Origin of the sequence: Phaeovulum molybdatiresistens, from assembly GCF_023544865.1 — a bacterium.
GTDB lineage: Bacteria > Pseudomonadota > Alphaproteobacteria > Rhodobacterales > Rhodobacteraceae > Pontitalea.
In genome coordinates, this window is record NZ_JAMJFX010000013.1 from 55,493 (window position 1) to 77,365 (window position 21,873).

Consider the following 21,873-nt stretch of genomic DNA (forward strand, 5'->3'; position numbering starts at 1 on the left):
ATCTAGCCTCCGCAGGGGGCAAGCGTGATTGCATCGCCGGGGGCTGCGCCCAGTTCGCGACAGTCATCCCCGTCACACAGCCGCCACCCTGCCCGCGTTGCGCCAGAGGCGGCAAGCGTCAGGGTTGGCAGCGGCGGCAGGGACGGGGCCCAGACCCACCAGCCATCGACCAGGCGGGCGTCGGGGCCCGGATCCATCCCCGCGCCAGAACCTTTCACGGCGGCGCGGGTCAGCTTCAGGCCAACTGGCGTGATCTGCCACGCTTCTTGCCAGGCGATCCTTTCCACCGAATGTTCCCATTCCAGCGTGAAAGCATCGCCCGACAGCGACAGAAGCGTGGCCCCGATCATCAGGCAGGCGGTCATGCCGCCACGCGACCGCGCCGGAACCAAAGCGCCGCGGCAAACAGGGCAACAAGGGCAAAGCCGATTTCATCGGTAATCGGCATCGCCGCGACCAAGGTGAACGCCCCCGCCATCGCCAGCGAACGTTCCCAGAAGGCAAGATCGCGACCCAGCCAACCGATCACAGCAGCACCCCAAAGCCCGATCGACAGCACGGCCTTCAACACAATGTAGGCCACCGCAGGCGCAAAGCCGATGGCCTCGGCCAAGGGGCCGCCGGGTTGCAGCATCAAAGCCGGGGTATAGACCGCCATGAACGGGATGACGAAACCGGCCGCCGCGACCTTGATCGCCTCAAGCGAGATGCGAAGGCCGTTTTCCTTGGCAATCGGTGCCGCCGCGAAACAGGCCAGGGCCACCGGCGGCGTCAGATCGGCAAGGATGCCGAAGTAGAACACGAACATGTGCGACACGATCAGCGGCACACCCAGTTCCAGCAGCGCCGGACCCGCGATCGATGAGGTGATGATGTAGTTCGGGATCGTGGGAATCCCCATGCCCAGCACGATGCAGGTGATCATCGTCAGCACCAGCGACAGGAACAGGTTCTTTTCGCCCACGCCTACGATGAACTGGCCAAAGGTATTGGCCGCCCCGGTCAGCGTCATCACACCGATGATCACGCCCACCAGCGCACAGGCAATGCCCACCGGCAGCGCCGTCTTGGCCCCGTCGGCCAGGCTGTCACGGCAGATGGCCAGCGTTTCGCGCCCGCCCTTGGACAGGGCGTTGACGACGATCAGCGCCACAATCGCGGCGGTGACCACCCAGATGCCGAATTTGAAGAAGGCGGCGGCGATCAGGCCCAAGCCGATCCAGAAGATCACCCGGATCGCACCGGCCGGCAGACCCAGCGCCACCGAACCGCCAAGGATCAGCAGCACCGTCAGCGCCAGACCGATCGTGCCGGCGAACAGCGGTGTGTAGCCCGAAAACAGCAGGTAGACGAGCACTGCCAGCGGCAGGATCAGATACCAGCTTTCCTTCAGCGCCTTGCGGGGGGAAGGCAGTTCGTCGCGCGACAGGCCGCGCAGGTTGCGGCGGCCCGCTTCAAGATGCACCATCCAGAACGCGCCCAGGAAATACAGGATCGCGGGGATCAGCGCGGCCTTGACCACCTCGACATAATCAACACCCAGGGTTTCGGCCATGATGAAGGCAACCGCGCCCATCACCGGCGGCATGATCTGACCACCCATGGATGCCGTCGCCTCTACGCCACCAGCAAAGGCCGGGCGATAGCCAAAGCTTTTCATCAGCGGGATGGTGAACTGCCCGGTGGTGACGACATTGGCCACCCCTGACCCCGAAATCGTGCCCATCAGGCCCGAGGACAGAACCGACACCTTCGCCGCGCCGCCCTGTTTGTGCCCGACAAGGCCCAGCGACACGTCGGTGAACAGGCGGATCATCCCCGCCTTTTCCAGAAACGCACCGAACAGGATGAACAGGAAGATATAACTTGAGGATACATAGGTCGGGATGCCGTAGATGCCCTCGGTGCCATAGGCCAGATGCTCAATCACCTGCGCGAAATCATAGCCGCGGTGATTAAGCGGCGCGGGCAGGTGCTGGCCAAACAGCGCGTAGGACAGAAAGAGCGCCGAAATGATCGGCAGCGCCGGCCCCATCAGCGCCCAGGCAGCGACAAAGACCGTGCCGATGGCGATCACGCCCAGCACGATATCGCGGGGCAAGGGGTCACCGGCGCGCATCAGAAGCGGGACATAGTCCCAATATTGATAAAGCGCCACGACTACGCCCAGCCCGGCCATGGCCCAGGCCAGCGCCTTCACGGCGGGGCCCGCCTTGCGTGCCAGCGCCAGAAGCGGAAAGCCCAGAAGCAGCAGGAAACCGACGTGGAACGCCCTGACGATCTGGCTTGCGAAGTCGATCAGATGCGCGGCAGTGGCGATCTGGAAGGCGGAAAACGCGACCGCAATCCAGAACAGGGTGCGACCTTCGGCGCCGCCCGGAAAGCTGTCGGCCAAAGGATCGTGGATAGACAGGTCGGGCGCGCTATCGGGCATTTTGTGTTTCGGGTTGTCGTGCAGCATCCGTTCCTCCGCGATACAACAGAAAAGGCGGGCAGCGCGCGGCTGCCCGACCTTGCCGACTTTCGGATCTTACATCAGACCCTGTTCACGGTAATAGCGTTCCGCCCCCGGATGCAGCGGGATCGGCATGCCTTCAATGGCCTTTTGCAGATCGATCGCCGCCGCCGCGTTGTGCGCCGCCGCCAGCGTTTCCAGGTTCTCGAACAGCAGCTTGGTCATCTGATAGGCAGTTTCTTCATCCACGCCATCATGGGTCACAAGGAAGTTGACGACCGCCACGGTCGGCACGTCTTCATCCTGGCCCTGATAGGTGCCCGCGGGGATAGTAGCGGCGATGTAGGGCGCGCCCAGTTTTTCGGCGATATCCGCCGGAATAGAGACGATTTCGATCGCCTGGGTGGTGCCCAGATCCTTCAGCGAGGCAACCCCAAGACCCGCCGATTGCAGGGTGGCGTCCAGTTGCCGATTCTTCATCAGTTCAACCGATTCCGCAAACGGCAGGTATTCCACCTTGCCCAGATCGGCATAGCTCATGCCGGCCGCCTCAAGGATGGCGCGGGCGTTCAGTTCGGTGCCCGATTTCGCCGCGCCAACCGACAGGCCCTTGCCCGCCAGGTCGGCAAGGCTGGTCACGCCGGATTCCGCTGAGGCCGCAATCTGGATGTAGTTCGGATAAACCGCCGCAATGCCACGCAGCTTGTCCAAGGGTGCCTTGAAACCGGCATCCTCGTTGCCTTCCCAGGCGAATTTCACGGAATCCCCCAGCGCAAGGCCCAGTTCGCCCTTGCCCTGCTGCAGCAGATTCAGGTTTTCGACCGAAGCTTTGGTGGCCTGCACCTGGGTGCGCGCACCGTCGATGCCGTCGGCATAGACCTTGGACAGCGCAACCCCAAGGGGGTAGTAAACGCCCGACGTGCCGCCGGTCAGAATGTTGATGAATTGTTCGGCCTGCGCGGACAGGGGGGCCACGCTAAGCGCCGCCCCGGCAACAATCGCGCCGAGCTTCAGTTTGATGGTCATCGTCATCTCCTCCTCAGGACAATGGGTCGCATCGTTATGCGAACGATGCGGGATGGTTGCTGAAAAATCAGGCACCGCTCAAGAAATTGAAGCAACTGGGTGCAAGAAACTTCGCAGATTTCCGCCAAAGGTGGCGCAGAAAATCGCCTGCGGTCAATGCACGCGGTAACGGCCCCAGATCGCCTTTTCGCCCATCCGCGCGACAAAATCGTCATGCGCCCTGGCCTCGGCCTCGGTCAGGCGGGGGGGCAATGGCTGCGGCCGGGGGCGGGGGCGCCAATCGTCGGAAGGGCCGGCATCGGCAAGGCCCGCGGTTTCGGTGTGCAGGCCAAAACCCGGCTGGCGCCCGCCGATCAGTTCCAGATAGACCTCGGCCAGGATTTCGCTGTCCAGCAGCGCGCCATGCTTTTCACGCATGGAATTGTCGATGCCAAACCGGCGGCACAGCGCATCCAGCGAGGCCGGAGAGCCGGGGAACTTGCGCCGTGCGATCATCAGCGTATCCAGCGCCCGGTCATTGCCGATCAAGGGCATCTTGGCCCAGCCCAGTTCGGCATTCAGGAATTTCATGTCAAAGGCGGCGTTGTGGATCACCAGCTTGGAATCCGGGCCGATGAAGTCCAGAAATGCCTGGGCGATCTCGGCAAAGCGGGGTTTGTCTTTCAGGAAATCGTCGCTGATGCCGTGAACATCAAAGGCTTCCTGCGGCATTTTTTGATCAGGCTGAATATATTGATGGTAGGTTCGGCCGGTGGGGACGTGGTTGAAAAGTTCTACCGCGCCGATTTCCACGATGCGGTGGCCTTCGGACGGTTCAAAGCCGGTGGTTTCGGTATCCAGAACGATTTCACGCATCTTGCCCCCGGATCTTTGCGATCAAGCTTTGCACGGCCTGACGGGTCGCATCAAGGGTCAGCGTTTCGATGACATAATCGGCACGCGCGCGCTTTTCCGCATCAGGCATCTGCCGGGACAGGATCAGGTCCAACTGCTGTTCGGTCATGCCGGGCCGTTGCAGGACGCGGGCGCGCTGCAACGCAGGCGGTGCCGATACGACAAGGGTTGCATCGCAATCGCGATCAGCCCCCGTTTCGAACAAAAGCGGGATATCCAGCAAGACGAGATCAGCATCGCGATGCGCGTCCAGAAAGGCCAGCCGGGCAGCCGTGGTCAAGGGATGAACAATCGATTCCAGCCGGGATAGAGCCGTTTTGTCCGCTGCCAGAATGGCCTTCAGGACGGCGCGATCCACCGCGCCGTCACGCACGGCTTCGGGAAAGACGGCAGCGATCGCCGGCACGGCGGCACCGCCCGGCGCGTAAAGCGCATGCACCGTTGCATCTGCATCCCAGACCGGAACACCCTGCGCCGCGAACATCGCAGCGGTCGTCGATTTTCCCATGCCGATTGAGCCGGTCAGGCCAAGACGGAACGGACCCTTGCGTGACATCATGCGCCCAGCACCGCGTTGCGTAGGCTGTCGGTGACGTCGGGGCGCAGGCCGAACCAGCGTTCAAAACCCGGAACCGCCTGATGCAGCAGCATCCCAAGCCCGTCAACAACCGTGCAGCCCAGGGCCTCGGCCTGTTCCAGAAGCGGGGTGCGCAGGGGTGTGTAGACAATATCCGTCACAACGGCTTTGGGGGACAACGCATCCAGCGGAATTCGGAAATCCGGTTTGCCGACCATGCCCAGCGACGAAGTGTTCACCACCGTTGCCGCGCCATCCAGCATGTTTCCGGCTTGCCCCCAGTCATAGACGACCAGACGCGCGCCAAATTCGCTGCGCAGGGTTTCTGCCCGGGCACGGGTGCGGTTTGCGATGCGCAGTTCGGGCACACCCGCCTCTAGCAATGAAGCGACGACCGCGCGGGCGGCCCCGCCCGCACCGATCACCGCGGCAGGACCGGCGCCGGGGTCCCAGGCGGGCGCATTCTGGCGCAGGTTTGCGATAAAGCCGTATCCGTCGGTATTATCGGCGTGAATGCGCCCGTCGGGAAGGAAGATCAACGTGTTCGCCGCACCGATCAAGGCCGCGCGATCCGACACAACATCGGCGATTTTCAACGCCGCTTCCTTGTGCGGAATGGTGACGTTGCACCCGACAAAACCAGCCTTCGGCAACGTCCGCAGCACGGTTTCAAGGTTGTGCGCTGCCACATCCATGGGAATATAGAACCCTTGGATGCCATAGCTGCGCAACCAATGCCCGTGCAGCGCCGGTGAGCGGGAATGGGCCACGGGCGAGCCGATCACGCCGGCCAGTGGAATGCGGGGATGGTCTGTCATGTACTCAGCTCTCCTCGGACGCGCAGCCAGTTGAGGAATTCGACAAGGGGTAGGCCCAGCACGGCAAAGTAATCGCCTTCAATGGCCGAGAAAAGCCGAACGCCTTCCTCTTCCAGCTTATAGCAGCCGACTGCATGACGGATGCTGTGCCAGTTACGGGCAACATAGGATTCAATGAAATCCGGGGTCAGGTCATGCATGGTCAGACGAACCTCGGCGACATGGCGCCAAAGCGGTATGCCATCGCCTGCGCAAACCAGCGCCGACAGCAGCCGATGCGTGCGGCCGGACAGTTGCGCGAGCTGGTCGCAGGCATCCTGCGGGGTGGCGGGCTTGGAAAAGATCGCGCCCTTCAGCTCCAGCACCTGATCGGCGCCGAGGACTAATGCCCCGGGATGGCGGGCGGACACCTTCAGTGCCTTCATCTCGGCCAAGGTATCGGCCACATCGCGCGGATGGGCAGATTCCGCCATCAGGGCGTCGCGGATTGCGTCTTCGTCGATACGGGCGGGTTCAACCTGCAGGTCCAGCCCCGCGTTGCGCAGAAGGGTTGCCCGGATCTGGGATGCAGAGGCAAGGATGATGTGCATGGGCGTGTGGATAAAGCGGCCTGAGGATAAGGGGCAATCCTGGGGAGAAGTGCCGAACCCCTGATCCATCCCCGTTTCCGGTCGGTCTTGTCAAGCAACTGCGCGGGTTTTCCACCTGTTGGCGGTGCTTCAAGCGTCCTGTGGGATTTTGCCGCGCCCCACCATGTATCCGCGAATTATCCACAATCTTGTCAGCCGTCAAACTTCCCGCAACGTGTTGAAATACAACTGAAACATAAAACTTTCCCAAGGGCACAAAATTTTATGGAAATCGGCGCTGTCGCTGGGGACAAGATGTTTACAACGCGTTAATCCCCATCGTCCACAGGGCTTACATCATCATCATCTTTTCTTTTATTTCTTCTTATCATTAAGAAGAGGTTGTTACGGAAAGGTTACGCATATGACGGATTTTCTCGCCTCGACCTACCCATGGATCAAATCCATGCATGTCATGTCGATCCTCGCGTGGATGGCGGGGCTGTTCTACTTACCCCGACTGTATGTTTACCACGTTGAAGGGCTGAAGAAGCAGGGCGTGGTGCGGGGATCGGATATGGATTTGCTGTTTCAGCACCAGGAAAGGCTGCTGCTTAAGGCGATCATGAATCCTGCGATGATTTCCAGCTGGCTGTTCGGTCTGGCGCTGGTTCTGACCCCGGGGATTGTTGACTGGACCTCGGCCTGGCCTTGGGCGAAGGGGGCGGGGGTCATCGGCATGACCTGGTTTCACATGTGGTGTGCGGCGCGGCGCAAGGATTTGGCGAGCGGGGCGAACCAGCTGACCGGCCGCCAGTACCGGATGATGAACGAGGTGCCGACGCTGTTCATGATCGTGATCGTGCTGGCGGTGATCGTCAAATTCTGAGCTTTTGTTGACTCGGGCATGATTGACGCTTAGATGGCGGTCAAACCTCTGCCGTCCGGCATGAGGGCTTCCGATATTTCATATTTGCGCCGCATGACGGTCGCCAGAGCGAGTGGGCCCCCCATGACCAAGGAACGTTTGAACCTGTCTGACCTGAAGGCGAAAAGCCCGGCTGACCTGCTGGCCATGGCCGAGGAATGGGAGATCGAGAACGCCTCGACCATGCGCAAGGGCGAGATGATGTTCTCGATCCTCAAGGAACATGCCGAAGATGAGATCGAGATCGGTGGCGATGGTGTTCTTGAAGTTCTGCAGGACGGGTTCGGCTTCTTGCGTTCGCCCGAGGCGAACTATCTGCCGGGGCCGGATGATATTTATGTCTCGCCCGACATGATCCGTCAGTACAGCCTGCGCACGGGCGATACGGTTGAGGGCATCATCAGGGCGCCTGGTGAGAATGAGCGGTATTTTGCCCTGACCACGGTCGAAAAGATCAACTTTGAAGATCCGGAAAAGGCCCGTCATAAGGTTGCATTCGACAACCTGACCCCGCTTTACCCGAATGAGCGCCTGAAAATGGAGATTGAGGATCCGACGATCAGGGATCGTTCGGCGCGTATCATCGATCTTGTGGCACCGATTGGCAAAGGTCAGCGCAGCCTGATCGTGGCACCGCCGCGGACTGGTAAGACGGTTCTGCTTCAGAACATTGCGAATTCGATCGAGAAAAACCATCCGGAATGCTACCTGATCGTTCTTCTGATCGACGAACGCCCGGAGGAAGTGACCGACATGCAGCGGTCGGTGAAGGGCGAGGTGATTTCCTCGACCTTTGACGAACCGGCGACGCGGCACGTCGCGGTTTCGGAAATGGTGATCGAAAAGGCCAAGCGCCTGGTGGAACACAAGCGCGACGTGGTCATCCTGCTTGACTCGATCACGCGCCTGGGCCGGGCGTTCAACACGGTGGTGCCGTCTTCGGGCAAGGTGCTGACCGGGGGTGTGGACGCCAATGCGCTGCAACGGCCCAAGCGGTTTTTCGGTGCGGCGCGGAACATCGAAGAGGGTGGCAGCCTGACAATCATCGCGACGGCGCTGATTGATACCGGCAGCCGGATGGACGAAGTGATCTTTGAGGAGTTTAAGGGCACGGGCAACAGCGAAATCGTGCTGGACCGCAAGGTGGCCGACAAGCGTGTGTTCCCGGCGATGGATATTCTGAAATCCGGCACCCGGAAAGAGGATCTTCTGGTCGATTCCAAGGATTTGCAGAAAACCTATCTGCTGCGGCGCATTCTGAACCCGATGGGGACGACGGATGCGATCGAGTTCCTGATCTCGAAGCTGAAGCAGACCAAGTCCAACGCGGAATTCTTCGATTCGATGAACGGCTGACGCTGTTTTTCTTTTCCCACAAGGGGTTACAGCTTGGATACGATCTTCGCGCAGGCCACTGCCCGCGGAAAAGCGGGCGTGTCCGTCATTCGTATTTCCGGGCCACTGGCCTGGGATGCCGCCATGACACTGGCGGGCAGCCTTCCGCCGGCCAGGGTGGCCGGTGTTCGGCGTTTACAGCTTGATGGCGAGGTTCTGGACGAGGCCGTTGTTCTTTGCTTTGATCAGGGAAAAAGCTTTACGGGTGAACAGGTTGCTGAGTTGCACGTGCATGGCGCCATTGCGACAGTGGCATCGGTTTTGCGTGGACTTGGGGGGATGCCAGGGTTGCGTTTAGCAGAGCCGGGCGAATTCACCCGTCGCGCGCTGGAAAATGGTCGCCTCGATCTGGCGCAGGTCGAGGGGTTGTCGGATCTGATCGAGGCCGAAACCGAGGCGCAGCGGAAACAGGCGCTTCGGGTTCTGTCCGGCGCGGTCGGGTCGGTAGTTGATGATTGGCGCGGCAAGCTGGTTCGGGCCGCAGCGTTGATTGAGGCAACGATAGACTTTGCGGATGAAGACGTGCCGGTTGATGTTTCAACTGAGGTGCAAGTTCTGGTCGGTTTCGTTCAGGATGCCCTTGGTCAGGAACTGACGCGCATTTCATCGGCCGAGCGCATCCGAGAGGGATTCGAAGTTGCAATCGTTGGGCGTCCGAATGTAGGGAAATCTACACTTTTGAACGCTTTGGCTGGACGTGAGGCGGCGATTACGTCGGAAATCGCCGGAACTACGCGCGATGTCATCGAAGTGCGTATGGATCTGGACGGCTTGGCTGTGACGCTGCTGGATACGGCTGGGTTGCGCGATACCGATGATGTGGTTGAAGCGATTGGCGTTGAGCGCGCGTTGCAGCGGGCGGAAGCTGCTGATTTGCGAATTTTCCTGGTGGAAGAGGACGGTGTTCCTTTATTGACTCCGGTTGCTGAGGATATCGTTGCACATGCAAAGGCCGATCTGGGGGCCCATGGTGGGCTTGCGGTTTCAGGCAAGACTGGCAAAGGTCTTGATCTTCTTGTTAAAGAAGTCACGCGAATTTTGGCTGCGCGCGCGGCAGAAGCTGGTGTAATGACACGGGAGCGGCATCGGATTGCGATGTTGCGTGCGTTTGAAGCTTTGGAAGCGGCGCAAAATGAGATATCGCATGGGCCGGACCGTGCAGAATTGGCGGCAGAGAATCTCCGTCGCGCTGCACGCGCGCTGGAGTCCCTTGTTGGACGGGTGGATGTAGAGCACCTTCTGGATGAAATCTTTGCCAGCTTCTGCATCGGCAAATAAGGAGTGTTTCACGTGAAACATCTGGATGTCATCGTTGTCGGAGGTGGGCATGCGGGCGCCGAGGCTGCCCATGCCGCCGCTCGCATGGGTGCTCAAACCGCGCTTGTCACGTTGCGCAAAGACGGGCTGGGGGTAATGTCCTGCAATCCGGCGATCGGCGGTCTGGGAAAAGGGCATCTGGTTCGAGAAATTGACGCCTTGGATGGAATCATGGGACGCGCCGCGGATTGGGCGGGGATTCAGTTCCGTTTGCTCAATCGGCGAAAGGGGCCCGCTGTCCAGGGACCGCGCGCGCAGGCGGATCGAAAGCTGTATCGATCGGCTGTCCAAAAGCTGACCGAAGCTCAGACCAGACTGATCGTGATCGAAGGCGAGGTTGCTGATCTGATCGTGGATGAACACCGCGTTCGCGGGGTCGTTCTAGCGGATGGATCTGCGCTCTCCGCAAGTGCGGTTATTCTAACCACTGGTACGTTTCTGAATGGCGTCATTCACATCGGCGATCAGCGCCAGGCTGGTGGCAGGATGGGTGATCGTCCATCGGTCCCGTTGGCCAAGCGCTTGACCGATCTTGGATTGCCGCTTGGTCGTCTGAAAACCGGGACCCCGCCACGGCTAGATGGCCAAACGATCGATTGGACTTCGCTTGAGACGCAGCCAGGCGATGACGACCCTGTTCTGTTTTCCTTCATGCACAAGAAGCCCTTTGTGCGGCAGGTGAACTGCGGAATTACTCATACGAATGAGCAAACCCATAGGATCATTCGCGAGAACCTTAGCCGTTCCGCGATGTATGGTGGGCATATCGAAGGTGTCGGGCCGCGTTATTGCCCGTCGATCGAAGACAAGGTTGTGCGATTTGCCGACAAGATGTCGCATCAGGTTTTTCTAGAGCCTGAAGGACTCGACGATCCGACCGTTTATCCGAACGGCATCTCGACGTCGCTACCTGAAGATGTGCAGGAAGCCTATGTCAGGTCAATCAAAGGCTTGGAGCAAGTCCGTATTCTGCAGCCGGGCTATGCGATTGAATATGATTTCGTAGACCCACGCGCCCTTCGCAGCAGTCTTGAGCTTCGGGCGCTCGCCGGGCTTTATTTGGCGGGGCAGATCAACGGGACGACTGGGTATGAAGAAGCGGCAGCGCAGGGCCTTGTAGCAGGTTTGAATGCCGCCTTGGCAGCGGCTGGGCGTGACCCTGTCATCCTGAGTCGGACGAACAGCTATATCGGTGTGATGATTGACGACCTTGTGACCCGTGGTGTGAGCGAGCCTTATCGGATGTTCACGTCGCGAGCAGAATTCCGGCTTTCTCTTCGGGCAGACAACGCGGACCAACGGCTAACTCCCCTTGGGATAGAGCTTGGCTGCGTCCATCAGGCCCGCGCGGCCGCGTTCCATGCGAAGATGGAAGCATTATCTCGCGGCAAAGCGCTGCTCGAGGCGGTTCAGTTCACACCAAAGCAAGCCAACGCCGCTGGGATTAAGGTGAATCAGGACGGCGTTCGGCGCAGCGCCTATGCTTTGCTTTCGTTTCCTGATGTGACGTTTGAACAACTTTCGCTGGCTGAGTCGGCGCTATCGGAAATTCCTAGCGATGTTGCAGATCAACTTGGCCGCGATGCGCTTTATGCAAACTATCTAGATCGCCAAGAAGCTGACGTTGAAGCGCTTCGACGGGACGAAGAGTGGGAGATCCCTGAGGACTTTGATTTCTACGCATTGAATGGTCTATCCAACGAATTGAAAGGCAAGCTTCATCGTACGCGCCCTGCAAACTTGGGGCAAGCTTCCCGGGTTGAGGGCATGACGCCGGCTGCCCTGACGCTGGTATTGGCCAAATTGCGTCAGCTATCACGGGCACGGTCGGCATAATGGTCAATGCGTCTGTGCGTACATTTCAAGAGCGCTTCGATGTTTCACGTGAAACACTGGACCGTTTGAGCCGCTACGAGGTGCTTCTGCAGAAGTGGAATCCAGCCATAAACCTAGTGTCCAATGGCACGCTTCAAGATATCTGGGCGCGTCACTTTTTGGATTCGGCCCAATTGTTTTCGATAGCCGCCCCAAGCGAAGGGCGCTGGGTTGATTTGGGTAGCGGGGGCGGATTTCCGGGCCTTGTAATTGCGATCCTTGCGTTAGAAAAGGCCCCTGGGATTCAGATGACGTTGGTCGAAAGTGACCTGCGAAAGTCGGCCTTTCTATCAACCGTGGCGCGTGAAATTGGCTTGCGCGTCCTTGTTCTTTCCGAACGGATAGAGCGGCTTGAGCCCATGGACGCAGACGTTCTTAGCGCCCGTGCCCTGGCGCCTTTGCCAAGGCTTCTGGATTTCGCTCAGTTGCACCTAAAGTCAAGCGGCACTGCGTTATTTCCGAAGGGCGCAACCTGGCGCGACGAGGTTGCACTGGCCCGTACGCGCTGGGTTTTTAATGTTGATTCAATCCCCAGCCTTACTGATCCCGCTTCTGTCGTGTTGAAAATTCAAGGAGTCTCTCGTGCCTGACCCGACGCGTCCGCCCGCGCCCCGGATCATTGCGATCGCCAACCAGAAAGGTGGCGTTGGCAAGACCACAACGGCGATCAACCTTGCGGCGGCCCTGTCAGAAGGTGGCCACAAAGTGCTTTTGGTGGATCTTGATCCGCAGGGCAATGCCTCGACCGGCCTTGGGATTGAGCCCGAAGCGCGTCAGCGAACGACCTATGACCTTTTACTTGAGGAAGCCCCTGTTTCTGAGGTGGTTCTGCCCACGAATATTCCGGGTCTGTGGATTTGTCCTGCGACGACCGATCTGTCCTCTGCGGATATGGAGCTTGTCGCCAGCGAAAAACGCAGCTTCCTTCTTCATGATGCGCTGCACCAGCCAGCACTTGACGCATATGGCTTCGATTACATCTTGATTGATTGCCCGCCCTCTCTCAGTCTTTTGACTATTAATGCTATGGTGGCGGCCCAGTCTGTTCTGGTCCCCCTGCAGGCAGAATTCTTTGCCCTTGAAGGCTTGTCGCAGCTTTTGCTGACAATCCGTGAGGTTCGGCAATCCGCAAACCAGGGGCTTAGGATTGAGGGCGTCGTGCTGACGATGTATGATGTTCGGAATAATTTGTCGCAGCAGGTTGAAGCAGATGCCCGCGCAACTTTGGGTGAAATCGTGTTCCGCACGATGATTCCGCGGAATGTCAGGGTGTCTGAGGCACCGTCATTTGCGCTGCCAGTGTTGTCCTACGATCCTGTATCGCGTGGCGCAGCGGCATATCGTGCCCTGGCGCAGGAACTGGTTGCTCGGCATGAGATCGCACAACGGAAAGGCTAGGGGATGAACGACAAGAAATTTGAACGCCGCGGTCTTGGTCGTGGGCTTTCTGCGCTCATGGCGGATGTTGGGGTCGTAACCGAAGAACAGGCTCCGGCACGCCGGCCCGAGCACCGTATTCCGATCGAACAAATCGAGCCCAACCCCAACCAGCCGCGCCGCGATTTCCTGCCTGAAGCGCTGGAAGAACTTGCTGCATCCATCCGCGAAAAGGGCGTCATTCAGCCTCTGATCGTTCGCAAGCATCCGTCAAAGGACGGCTATGAAATCGTTGCCGGGGAACGTCGCTGGCGCGCCGCGCAGATCGCGCAGTTGCACGAACTGCCTGTTATCATTCGCGATTTTACGGATACCGAGGTTCTGGAAGTTGCGATCATTGAAAATATCCAGCGCGCTGATCTGAACCCTCTCGAGGAAGCGCTGGCATATCGGCAGTTGATGGACCGTTTCGGACATACGCAAGAAAAGCTGGCAGAGGCCCTGTCCAAAAGTCGAAGCCACATTGCAAACCTCTTGCGCCTGCTGCAGCTCCCGCCCGAGGTTCAGAGCTGGTTGCGCGAAGGCAAGCTATCGGCCGGTCACGCGCGGGCGCTGATCACGACAGAGAACCCCGTCAAGCTTGCGCAGGATGTGATTTCCCGCGGCTTGTCCGTGCGCGAAACTGAGCGTCTTGCCAAAGAGCCAACGGGCGGTGAGGCGCGAAAAGGCAATGGCGCACGAAAACCCGCCGAGAAGGATGCCGACACGCGCGCGCTAGAGGGCGACCTTTCTGCTACAATTGGTATGAAGGTCTCGATTGATCACAATGGGTTGGACGGCGGCACGCTTTCGATCAGCTATCGGACGCTCGAACAACTGGACGAGTTGTGTCAGCTTCTCAGCGGGATGCGCTAAGGATCAACTGTCAGGGCGGCTCCAGATGAAAACTGCCACCGCGATCAGGACTATTCCCTGAATCACCAGGATCTTTGGTCCAACGCCCAGTGCCACAGAGAGGGCGAAGGCGGCTAGAATAGAGACTGACGCGGCCCATTTCGCGGGCCGCGCAATCGACCGGCGCTCGGACCAGTCGATGATGGCAGGACCGAACCGTGGGTGGCTCAGCAGCCAATTGTGTAGCCGCTCGGACGAACGGGCGAAGCAAAAGGCTGCCAGCAGCATCAGCGGAACGGTTGGCAAAAGCGGCAGAAAGGCCCCGATTACGCCAAGCGCAAAACACACCAGGCCGGCGATTAGCCACAGAAAGCGCATCAGGGAAACAGCCGGCGCAGGATTGCGTTCAGAACGGCACGCCCGGCAGGCGTGGTTCTAATTTGCGCACCATCAATGACCAACAAGCCCAAATCCTCCATCTCCGTCAGGGCCTCGGCATCCAGAGGTTGTCCCGACAGCGCCTGGTATCGCGCCGCATCGATCCCCTCGCGCAGCCGAAGCCCAAACATCAGGTATTCCTCGGCCTGTTCATGTAAAGGAAGATCTTCGCGCAACGTCTCGCCTGTGCCGGTTTGTTCTACCCGGTTCAGCCAGGCCCCCGGTGCCTTGGGCGTATCGGTCGCCTTGCGCGACCCGCCCAACGTCAGCCGCCCATGCGCACCTGGCCCGATCCCGGCATAATCGCCATAGCGCCAATAAATCGAATTGTGCCGACTTTCCGCACCGGGCCGGGCATGGTTGGAAACCTCATAGGCGGGCATTCCGGCCGCATCACAGATTTCTTGCGTCAGGTGATACAGGTCTGCCGCCAGATCCTCACCCGGAATCCCGCGCAGGCCCCCCGCGGCATGGCGTGTGCCAAAGGCGGTGCCGTCCTCAATGGTCAGCTGATACAGCGACAGGTGGTCCACCGCCATCGACAGCGCGCGGCTAAGTTCGGTTTCCCACGCGGACAAGGTCTGATCTTGGCGAGCATAGATCAGGTCAAAGCTCACCCTGTCAAAGACTTCGCGCGCGATGCCAAAGGCACGCTCTGCCTCGGCGACCGAATGAAGCCGCCCCAGCCGCTTCAGATCGGCGTCGTTCAGTGCCTGAACCCCCATCGACAGGCGGTTTACGCCTGCTTCGGCATAGCCACGGAATCGCTGCGCCTCTGCCGATGTCGGGTTCGCTTCCAGCGTCACCTCCAGGTCGTTGGCAAGCCGCCAGGTTCCGCGGATCTTGTCCAGGATCGCGGCCACCAGATCTGCGGGCATCAACGAGGGCGTGCCGCCGCCGAAGAAGACCGTGTTCAGAACGCGGCCCTCGGTTTCCCGTCCGATCCTGTCTATTTCCCTGATATATGCATTGCGCCAGCGGGCGATGTCGATTTGCCCGGCCACATGGCTGTTGAAATCGCAATAGGGGCATTTCGACGCGCAAAAGGGCCAGTGCAGATAAAGCCCGAAGCCGCCGTGGCGCCAGTCCTCGATCATGGCCGAAACGCCGTGACTTCGATCTCTACCTTCATCTCGGGCCGGATTAGCCCTGCGATGACCATTGTTGCCGCCGGGCGAATTTCACCCAGCGCGGCGCCCAATACCGGCACTAACGCGTCAACAAGTGCTGCATCCGTGACCGTGTACTGAACGCGGACGATGTCTTCCATGGCAAAGCCAGCCTCGGCAAGGACCGTGCTGATCGTCGTAAAGCAATTGCGTGCTTGATCCGCCACGTTCTGCGGCATCTGCATCGTCGCATAGTCATAGCCCGTCACGCCGGACACAAAGCACCACGGGCCCTTCACGACGGCGCGGCTGTAACCCATGGTGCGTTCAAACGGCGATCCGGTGGAAATGCGGCGCATCTTACCCCTCGAAGCATTCAACCAACTTGCGGAACGCATCCGCCCGGTGGCTGATCTGGTTTTTCAGGGCTGGATCCATCTGGGCAAAGGTCACATCATGGCCCGCAGGTTGGAACATCGGGTCATAGCCGTGACCCTGAACCCCCCGCATCGGCCAGACCAGTTCCCCTTCGGCCTTGCCTTCAAACACCTCATCATGCCCATCGGGCCAGGCAAGAACCAGCGTGCAGCGGAACCGCGCGGTTCTGGGAAAGGGGGCGGCCTTGGCCTCACATTCGGTCCAGGTGCGCGTCATCGCCTGAACAAAATCGCGCCCCTCGGGCGTTTCCGCCCAATCCGCGGTGTAAACGCCCGGTGCGCCGTCCAGGGCATCCACCTCGATCCCGGAATCGTCGGCCAGCGCCGGCAGGCCGGTGGCTTGCGCGGCGGCATGTGCCTTGATCCGGGCATTGCCGACAAAGGTGGTCTCGGTTTCTGCAGGTTCGGGCAGGTTCATCGCGGCCGCGCCGACGACATCGATGCCAAAGGGCGCCAGCAGCGCCGCGATTTCCTCCAGCTTGCCGCGATTGTGGGTCGCCACCAGCAGGCGTTTGCCCTGGAACTTCCTCATGCGATGGCTGCTTTCTGCGCGGTCACCAGTGCGTCGATGCCCGCCTCGGCCAGATCCAGCAATTCGTTCATCTGCGGGCGCGAAAAGGTTGCCCCCTCGGCGGACATCTGCACTTCGATCAACTTGCCAGCCCCGGTCAGGATGAAATTCCCGTCGGTCCCGGCCTCGCTATCCTCGGCATAATCCAGATCCAGCACGGCCTGCCCGGCATAGATACCGCAGGACACCGCCGCGACATGATCCACCAGCGGGTCCGAGGTGCAGACACCGGCTTTCATAAGCTTGTTCACCGCAAGGCGAAGCGCGACCCAGCCGCCGGTGATCGCGGCGCAGCGGGTGCCGCCATCGGCCTGGATGACGTCGCAATCCACGACAATCTGGCGTTCGCCAAGCGCCACACGATCAACACCGGCCCGCAGGGCGCGTCCGATCAGCCGCTGGATTTCCTGGGTCCGGCCCGATTGCTTGCCCGCGGCTGCTTCACGCCGGTTGCGGGTGTTGGTGGCGCGCGGCAGCATTCCGTATTCCGCCGTCACCCAGCCAAGCCCCGACCCCTTCAGAAACGACGGCGCGCGATCTTCGATCGTGGCGGTGCACAGAACCTGGGTATCCCCGACGCGGATCAGACATGACCCTTCTGCATGTTTCGTGATCCCGGTCTCGATTGAAATCCGGCGCATTTCACTTAAATTCCGACCAGAGGGGCGCATGACGTGTCCTTTTTTGGGTTCTGCGCCAATTACAGGCCGTGCCCGGCGCGATGCAACCCCGATTGACGGCACAACCGCCCCGGTCTTATCTCAATCGCGCCAAGGTGAAATGCGATGACTGACGGAAACCAGATCCTCTCCGAGCTGAACGACCGGTCCCGCGAGGTGTTTCGCCGGGTCGTCGAGGGCTATCTTGAATCGGGCGACCCGGTGGGATCGCGCACCCTGACCCGACAACTGAGCGAAAAGCTGTCCGCCGCCACGATTCGCAACGTGATGCAGGATCTGGAATATCTTGGCCTGCTGGACAGCCCGCATGTTTCGGCTGGTCGCGTGCCCACCCAGCTGGGCCTGCGCATGTTCGTCGATGGCCTGATGGAGGTCAGCAGCCTGGATTCCCGCGACCGCGAAAAGATCGAGGCAACGCTGGGTTCGGGCGATGCCGATGTCGGGTCGCTTCTGGATCGTGTCGGCGCGGCGCTGTCGGGGATCACGCATGGCGCAAGCCTGGTGCTGACGCCCAAACACGAAGCGCCGATCCGCCATATCGAATTTGTCAGCCTGGCCCCCGAACGGGCCCTTGTCGTTCTGGTCTTTGCCGATGGCCAGGTGGAAAACCGGGTCTTTACCCCGCCGCCGGGCCAGACGCCGGCGTCCATGCGTGAGGCCGCGAATTTCCTGAACGCACTGGCCGAGGGGCGCACCCTGTCCGAGTTGCGCGGCCAAATCGTCCGGGAAATCGGCGAACGCCGGCAAGAGCTGAACATCCTGGCGCGTGAGCTTGTGGAAAATGGCTTGGCGCTTTGGCAAGACGAAGGCGAGGTGACCGAGCGTCTGATCGTGCGCGGACGCGCCAATCTGATCGGGGTTGAGGCTGACCTGGACCGCATCCGAAGCCTGTTCGATGACCTGGAACGCAAGCGCGACATCGCGCGCTTTCTGGAACTGACCGAAGATGGCGAAGGTGTGCGCATTTTTATTGGCTCGGAAAACAAGCTTTTTTCACTTTCGGGTTCCTCTCTGGTCGTCTCTCCCTATATGAACGCGGATCGAAAGATCATCGGCGCGGTCGGGGTCATTGGCCCCACACGGCTCAACTATGGACGGATCGTGCCGATCGTAGATTACACAGCGCAACTGGTCGGGCGGATGTTGTCCGGTCGGGGCAGAGGATGAGACGCATGAGCGAGATGAAGAAAGACGAGATCGCCGAAGGTCAGGCCCAGATCGATGAAACCTTCGAGGATGTCCTGAACGAGGGTCAGGATGAGCTTGAGGCGCTGCGCGCCGAGCGTGATGAGCTTCGTGACCGTTTCATGCGCGCCCTGGCTGATGCCGAAAACATCCGCAAGCGCGGTGAACGCGACCGGCGCGAAGCCGAGCAATACGGCGGAAGTAAGCTGGCCCGCGATCTTCTGCCGGTCTACGATGCGCTGCGCCGCGCGCTGGACGCCGCCGGCGAAGAACAGCGCGCCGCGGCGGCAGGTCTGATCGAAGGGGTGGAACTGACCCTGCGCGAACTTCGAAACGTCTTTGGACGCCACGGCGTTCAGGCCGTGGCCCCGGTGGTCGGCGACAGGTTCGACCCGCAGCAGCATGAAGCCATGTTTGAAGCCCCCGTGCCCGGAACCGTGGCGGGTGACATCATTCAGGTGATGGAGGAAGGTTTCCTTCTGCATGACCGGCTGTTGCGCCCGGCCAAGGTTGGCGTGTCATCCATGCCGAAAAGCTGAACGGAGGCGCGGGGGGCTGTCTGCCCCCCGAACCCCCCGAGGATATTTTCGCAAAGCCGAAGATCAGTCTTTCAGAAGCGCCTTCAGGTCATACAGCGCGGCAAGCGCCTCTTTCGGGGTCATGTCGTCGGGATGCAGGCCGCGCAGTTGTTCTTCAACCCGCGAAGGGGCCTTTGGGGCAACGGCGGGCGAGGGCGGGACATGGGCGGAAAACAGCGGCAGGTCGTCGATGATGGTCTGCTTCTTGGTGCCGCCTTCACGTTCGCCCTGTTCCAGCGCATCCAGTACGACGCGCGCACGGGCCACCACGCTTTCGGGTAGCCCCGCAAGACGCGCAACCTGAACGCCATAGCTGCGATCAGCGGCGCCCCTGCGGACCTCATGCAGGAAGATGACTTCGCCTTCCCATTCTTTTACCGCGACGGTGGCATTTTCCACGCCGTCCAGCTTGGCGGCAAGGGCGGTCATTTCGTGGTAATGCGTGGCAAAAAGCGCGCGGCATCGGTTGACCTGATGCAGGTGTTCCAGAACCGCCCAGGCGATGGACAGCCCGTCATAGGTTGCGGTGCCGCGGCCGATCTCGTCCAGAATGACCAGGGCGCGGTCATCGGCCTGGTTCAGGATTGCTGCGGTTTCGACCATTTCCACCATGAAGGTCGACCGGCCGCGTGCCAGGTCGTCGGCGGCGCCGACCCGGCTGAACAATTGACTGACCAGACCGATATGGGCGCGGCACGCGGGCACGAAGCTGCCTGCCTGCGCCAGAAGCGCGATGATCGCGTTCTGGCGCAGGAAGGTCGATTTGCCGGCCATATTCGGCCCGGTCAGGAGCCAGATCGCGGCGCAATCCCCCTCGCTCAGGGCGCAGTCGTTGGCAATGAAAGGCTCACCGCTACGTTTCAGGGCGGCTTCGACCACCGGATGGCGACCGCCTTCGACGATAAAGCTGCGGGAATTGTCGATCTTTGGTTCCACCCAGTCGGCGCTGGCCGCCAGATCGGCAAAGGCCGTGGCCAGATCGATTTCTGCCAAGGCGCGGGCGGCGGCGGCGATCGGTCCTGATTGGTCCAGAATTGCGGTTTTTAGGCTCTGATAGAGCCTCTTTTCGATTTCCAGCGCGTGGTTGCCCGCGTTCAGGATACGAGTTTCCAGCTCGCTTAGGGGCAGGGTTGTGAAACGGACCTGGTTGGCCGTGGTCTGACGGTGGATGAAGGTTTCATTCAGCGGTGGCGCCAACATCCGTTCGGCATGGGTTGCTGTGGTTTCGATGAAATAACCCAGCACGTTGTTATGCTTGATCTTCAGGCTTTGGATGCCGGTCCGTTCGATATACTCTGCCTGCATCCGGGCGATCACGCCGCGGCCTTCATCGCGCAGTTGCCGCGTCTGATCCAGTTCCTCATCGTAACCCGGCGCGATGAAGCCGCCGTCGCGGGCCAGAAGCGGCGGTTCGGCCACCAGCGCGGCATCAAGCAGGTTGTGCAGGGCCTCGTGCCCGGTCAAGGCGCGTGCCGCTTCGCCCAAAAGGCTTGGGGCATCTGACCCGTCAAGCCGTGTGGCGATGCGCGCGGCCTGTTCCAGCCCGTTGCGGATGGCCGCCATGTCGCGCGGGCCGCCGCGGTCAAGTGCCAGGCGCGACAGGGCGCGGTCCATATCCGGACAGCGGCGCAGATCGGCCCGAAGATCTTCGCAAAATCGGCTCTGTTCCAGCAGGAATCGTATCGATTCATGCCGGGCGTGGATTTCGCGAAGATCGCGTGACGGGGCCGAGATGCGCCGTTCCAGAAGCCTTGCGCCGCCCGCGGTGACGGTGCGGTCGATGGCCTGCAGCAGCGATCCTTCGCGCCCCCCGGACAGGGCCTGCGTCAGTTCCAGATTGCGCCGCGTTGCCGCGTCGATCTGCACGGTTCCGCCGGCATCTTCGCGCACCGGCGCCCGGAGAAGCGGCAGTTTGCCCCGCTGCGTCAGGTCCAGATAATCCGCGATTGCGCCCATGGCCGATAGTTCAGCGCGTGAAAATGTGCCAAAGGCATCCAGCGTGCCGACGTTGAACAGCGCGCACAGGCGCTTGTCCGCGCCCTGGCTGTCAAAGCTGGCACGGGGCAGGGCGGTCACGGCGGCGCGCATGTCGGTGACGATGCCGGCCAGATCGGTCTCGCGCGTCTCGCTGACCAGAACCTCACGCGGGGCCAGGCGCGCCAGTTCCGGCGCCAGGCGCGACAGGGGGCAGGGCATGACCCGGAATTCGCCGGTCGAGATATCGACCCAGGCAAGGGCCGCGTCATCCCGGACCTCGGCAAAGGCGGCCAGGAAATTGTGGCGCCGCGCTTCAAGCAGGCTGTCCTCGGTCAGGGTGCCGGGGGTGACAAGGCGCACCACATCGCGCGCCACGACGGATTTGGACCCGCGTTTCTTTGCCTCGGCGGGATCTTCCATCTGTTCGGCGATGGCCACGCGAAACCCCTTGCGGATCAGCGTCAGCAAATACCCCTCGGCGGCATGCACGGGCACGCCGCACATCGGGATATCTTCGCCAAGATGCTGGCCACGTTTGGTCAGGGCAATGTCCAGCGCGGCGGCGGCCTGCACCGCATCGTCAAAGAACATCTCGTAGAAATCGCCCATCCGATAGAACAAAAGCGCACCGGGATTGGCGTTCTTGATCCCCAGATACTGCGCCATCATCGGTGTGACACTTTGGTCCGACATGCTTCCCCCTTGGCTTTGCGCGACCCTACAAAAGCCCCCGGACAGGTGCAAATCCATTGAGGCACGTCACGCGCGGCGCT

The 21,873-nt window shown here is 60.7% G+C and carries 22 protein-coding genes; 9 read left to right on the forward strand and 13 right to left on the reverse strand.

Annotation, left to right across the window (positions count from 1 at the left end; genetic code table 11):
* Positions 1-2 precede the first annotated feature (2 nt).
* The 7 genes from MXB90_RS10510 to MXB90_RS10540 form a co-directional block, all read right to left on the reverse strand.
* The gene (locus tag MXB90_RS10510) at positions 3-365 is read right to left on the reverse strand and encodes a DUF1850 domain-containing protein (RefSeq protein WP_250044396.1); all 363 of its coding nucleotides are present in this window, start codon (positions 363-365) and stop codon (positions 3-5) included.
* Positions 362-2,434: a TRAP transporter permease gene (locus MXB90_RS10515; protein ID WP_250044486.1), complete on the reverse strand. Its 2,073-nt coding sequence runs from the start codon at positions 2,432-2,434 to the stop codon at positions 362-364. Before MXB90_RS10515 ends, MXB90_RS10510 begins: the two co-directional genes overlap by 4 nt.
* Positions 2,435-2,530: 96 nt before the next feature.
* Positions 2,531-3,481 carry a TAXI family TRAP transporter solute-binding subunit gene (locus MXB90_RS10520; RefSeq protein WP_250044398.1) on the reverse strand — a complete coding sequence of 317 codons (951 nt, stop codon included), beginning with the start codon at positions 3,479-3,481 and terminating at the stop codon, positions 2,531-2,533.
* Between the two features lie 153 nt (positions 3,482-3,634).
* Positions 3,635-4,336 carry a DNA polymerase III subunit epsilon gene (gene dnaQ / locus MXB90_RS10525; RefSeq protein WP_250044400.1) on the reverse strand — a complete coding sequence of 234 codons (702 nt, stop codon included), beginning with the start codon at positions 4,334-4,336 and terminating at the stop codon, positions 3,635-3,637.
* Entirely contained in the window at positions 4,329-4,934 is a 606-nt protein-coding gene (gene coaE / locus MXB90_RS10530) for a dephospho-CoA kinase (protein WP_250044402.1), read from the reverse strand. Before coaE ends, dnaQ begins: the two co-directional genes overlap by 8 nt.
* Positions 4,931-5,770 (reverse strand): shikimate dehydrogenase, encoded by an 840-nt coding sequence (locus MXB90_RS10535; protein WP_250044404.1) that lies wholly within the window; start codon positions 5,768-5,770, stop codon positions 4,931-4,933. Before MXB90_RS10535 ends, coaE begins: the two co-directional genes overlap by 4 nt.
* Entirely contained in the window at positions 5,767-6,360 is a 594-nt protein-coding gene (locus MXB90_RS10540) for a Maf family protein (protein WP_250044406.1), read from the reverse strand. The genes MXB90_RS10535 and MXB90_RS10540 overlap by 4 nt, the downstream gene beginning before the upstream one ends.
* A gap of 403 nt (positions 6,361-6,763) precedes the next feature.
* On the opposite strand from MXB90_RS10540, the gene MXB90_RS10545 reads away from it, so the two are divergent.
* The 7 genes from MXB90_RS10545 to MXB90_RS10575 all read left to right on the forward strand — a co-directional run bounded on the left by MXB90_RS10545 (position 6,764) and on the right by MXB90_RS10575 (position 14,146).
* Positions 6,764-7,228 (forward strand): CopD family protein, encoded by a 465-nt coding sequence (locus MXB90_RS10545; RefSeq protein ID WP_250044409.1) that lies wholly within the window; start codon positions 6,764-6,766, stop codon positions 7,226-7,228.
* 123 nt (positions 7,229-7,351) lie between these two features.
* On the forward strand, positions 7,352-8,623 hold the full coding sequence (gene rho, locus MXB90_RS10550) for a transcription termination factor Rho (RefSeq protein WP_250044417.1): 1,272 nt from the start codon (positions 7,352-7,354) through the stop codon (positions 8,621-8,623).
* Between the two features lie 33 nt (positions 8,624-8,656).
* Entirely contained in the window at positions 8,657-9,940 is a 1,284-nt protein-coding gene (gene mnmE, locus MXB90_RS10555) for a tRNA uridine-5-carboxymethylaminomethyl(34) synthesis GTPase MnmE (RefSeq protein WP_250044419.1), read from the forward strand.
* A 12-nt stretch (positions 9,941-9,952) separates the two neighbouring features.
* Positions 9,953-11,815 carry a tRNA uridine-5-carboxymethylaminomethyl(34) synthesis enzyme MnmG gene (gene mnmG / locus MXB90_RS10560; RefSeq protein WP_250044421.1) on the forward strand — a complete coding sequence of 621 codons (1,863 nt, stop codon included), beginning with the start codon at positions 9,953-9,955 and terminating at the stop codon, positions 11,813-11,815.
* The gene (rsmG, locus tag MXB90_RS10565; RefSeq protein ID WP_250044431.1) at positions 11,815-12,444 is read left to right on the forward strand and encodes a 16S rRNA (guanine(527)-N(7))-methyltransferase RsmG; all 630 of its coding nucleotides are present in this window, start codon (positions 11,815-11,817) and stop codon (positions 12,442-12,444) included. The genes mnmG and rsmG overlap by 1 nt, the downstream gene beginning before the upstream one ends.
* A complete protein-coding gene (locus tag MXB90_RS10570; protein ID WP_250044433.1) occupies positions 12,437-13,252 on the forward strand; it encodes a ParA family protein in 816 nt (271 codons plus the stop codon). Before rsmG ends, MXB90_RS10570 begins: the two co-directional genes overlap by 8 nt.
* A 3-nt stretch (positions 13,253-13,255) precedes the next feature.
* Positions 13,256-14,146, forward strand: coding sequence for a ParB/RepB/Spo0J family partition protein (locus MXB90_RS10575; protein WP_250044435.1), 891 nt, complete (start codon positions 13,256-13,258; stop codon positions 14,144-14,146).
* Positions 14,147-14,149: 3 nt separating this feature from the next.
* On the opposite strand, the gene MXB90_RS10580 is transcribed toward MXB90_RS10575, so the two are convergent.
* Genes MXB90_RS10580 through rph form a run of 5 tightly spaced genes read right to left on the reverse strand, consistent with a single transcriptional unit; the run spans position 14,150 to position 17,351 of the window.
* Entirely contained in the window at positions 14,150-14,503 is a 354-nt protein-coding gene (locus MXB90_RS10580) for a YbaN family protein (RefSeq protein WP_250044437.1), read from the reverse strand.
* Positions 14,503-15,657, reverse strand: coding sequence for a radical SAM family heme chaperone HemW (gene hemW / locus MXB90_RS10585; RefSeq protein WP_250044488.1), 1,155 nt, complete (start codon positions 15,655-15,657; stop codon positions 14,503-14,505). The genes MXB90_RS10580 and hemW overlap by 1 nt, the downstream gene beginning before the upstream one ends.
* Positions 15,657-16,031 carry a RidA family protein gene (locus MXB90_RS10590; protein WP_250044439.1) on the reverse strand — a complete coding sequence of 125 codons (375 nt, stop codon included), beginning with the start codon at positions 16,029-16,031 and terminating at the stop codon, positions 15,657-15,659. Before MXB90_RS10590 ends, hemW begins: the two co-directional genes overlap by 1 nt.
* A gap of 1 nt (position 16,032) precedes the next feature.
* Positions 16,033-16,641, reverse strand: coding sequence for an RdgB/HAM1 family non-canonical purine NTP pyrophosphatase (gene rdgB / locus MXB90_RS10595; RefSeq protein ID WP_250044449.1), 609 nt, complete (start codon positions 16,639-16,641; stop codon positions 16,033-16,035).
* A complete protein-coding gene (gene rph, locus MXB90_RS10600; protein ID WP_250044451.1) occupies positions 16,638-17,351 on the reverse strand; it encodes a ribonuclease PH in 714 nt (237 codons plus the stop codon). The genes rdgB and rph overlap by 4 nt, the downstream gene beginning before the upstream one ends.
* Before the next feature lie 114 nt (positions 17,352-17,465).
* On the opposite strand from rph, the gene hrcA reads away from it, so the two are divergent.
* Entirely contained in the window at positions 17,466-18,527 is a 1,062-nt protein-coding gene (hrcA, locus tag MXB90_RS10605) for a heat-inducible transcriptional repressor HrcA (RefSeq protein ID WP_250044453.1), read from the forward strand.
* A 5-nt stretch (positions 18,528-18,532) separates the two neighbouring features.
* Positions 18,533-19,084, forward strand: a complete 552-nt coding sequence (locus MXB90_RS10610) for a nucleotide exchange factor GrpE (RefSeq protein WP_250044455.1) — start codon at positions 18,533-18,535, stop codon at positions 19,082-19,084.
* Between the two features lie 63 nt (positions 19,085-19,147).
* Here MXB90_RS10610 and mutS read toward each other — a convergent pair whose 3' ends face one another.
* Positions 19,148-21,793 (reverse strand): DNA mismatch repair protein MutS, encoded by a 2,646-nt coding sequence (gene mutS, locus MXB90_RS10615; RefSeq protein ID WP_250044457.1) that lies wholly within the window; start codon positions 21,791-21,793, stop codon positions 19,148-19,150.
* Positions 21,794-21,873: the final 80 nt, after the last annotated feature.

Excerpts from the sequence above, each read along its gene's own strand:
- MXB90_RS10520 (WP_250044398.1), bottom strand. The coding sequence starts at position 3,481 with ATGACCATCAAACTGAAGCTCGGCGCGATTGTTGCCGGGGCGGCGCTT.
- rdgB (WP_250044449.1), bottom strand. The coding sequence starts at position 16,641 with ATGAGGAAGTTCCAGGGCAAACGCCTGCTGGTGGCGACCCACAATCGC.
- rho (WP_250044417.1), top strand. The coding sequence starts at position 7,352 with ATGACCAAGGAACGTTTGAACCTGTCTGACCTGAAGGCGAAAAGCCCG.
- MXB90_RS10610 (WP_250044455.1), top strand. The coding sequence starts at position 18,533 with ATGAGCGAGATGAAGAAAGACGAGATCGCCGAAGGTCAGGCCCAGATC.
- MXB90_RS10590 (WP_250044439.1), bottom strand. The coding sequence starts at position 16,031 with ATGCGCCGCATTTCCACCGGATCGCCGTTTGAACGCACCATGGGTTAC.
- coaE (WP_250044402.1), bottom strand. The coding sequence starts at position 4,934 with ATGATGTCACGCAAGGGTCCGTTCCGTCTTGGCCTGACCGGCTCAATC.
- MXB90_RS10535 (WP_250044404.1), bottom strand. The coding sequence starts at position 5,770 with ATGACAGACCATCCCCGCATTCCACTGGCCGGCGTGATCGGCTCGCCC.
- mutS (WP_250044457.1), bottom strand. The coding sequence starts at position 21,793 with ATGTCGGACCAAAGTGTCACACCGATGATGGCGCAGTATCTGGGGATC.
- hrcA (WP_250044453.1), top strand. The coding sequence starts at position 17,466 with ATGACTGACGGAAACCAGATCCTCTCCGAGCTGAACGACCGGTCCCGC.
- dnaQ (WP_250044400.1), bottom strand. The coding sequence starts at position 4,336 with ATGCGTGAAATCGTTCTGGATACCGAAACCACCGGCTTTGAACCGTCC.
- MXB90_RS10515 (WP_250044486.1), bottom strand. The coding sequence starts at position 2,434 with ATGCCCGATAGCGCGCCCGACCTGTCTATCCACGATCCTTTGGCCGAC.
- MXB90_RS10510 (WP_250044396.1), bottom strand. The coding sequence starts at position 365 with ATGACCGCCTGCCTGATGATCGGGGCCACGCTTCTGTCGCTGTCGGGC.
- MXB90_RS10545 (WP_250044409.1), top strand. The coding sequence starts at position 6,764 with ATGACGGATTTTCTCGCCTCGACCTACCCATGGATCAAATCCATGCAT.
- rph (WP_250044451.1), bottom strand. The coding sequence starts at position 17,351 with ATGCGCCCCTCTGGTCGGAATTTAAGTGAAATGCGCCGGATTTCAATC.
- MXB90_RS10575 (WP_250044435.1), top strand. The coding sequence starts at position 13,256 with ATGAACGACAAGAAATTTGAACGCCGCGGTCTTGGTCGTGGGCTTTCT.
- MXB90_RS10540 (WP_250044406.1), bottom strand. The coding sequence starts at position 6,360 with ATGCACATCATCCTTGCCTCTGCATCCCAGATCCGGGCAACCCTTCTG.
- rsmG (WP_250044431.1), top strand. The coding sequence starts at position 11,815 with ATGGTCAATGCGTCTGTGCGTACATTTCAAGAGCGCTTCGATGTTTCA.
- MXB90_RS10580 (WP_250044437.1), bottom strand. The coding sequence starts at position 14,503 with ATGCGCTTTCTGTGGCTAATCGCCGGCCTGGTGTGTTTTGCGCTTGGC.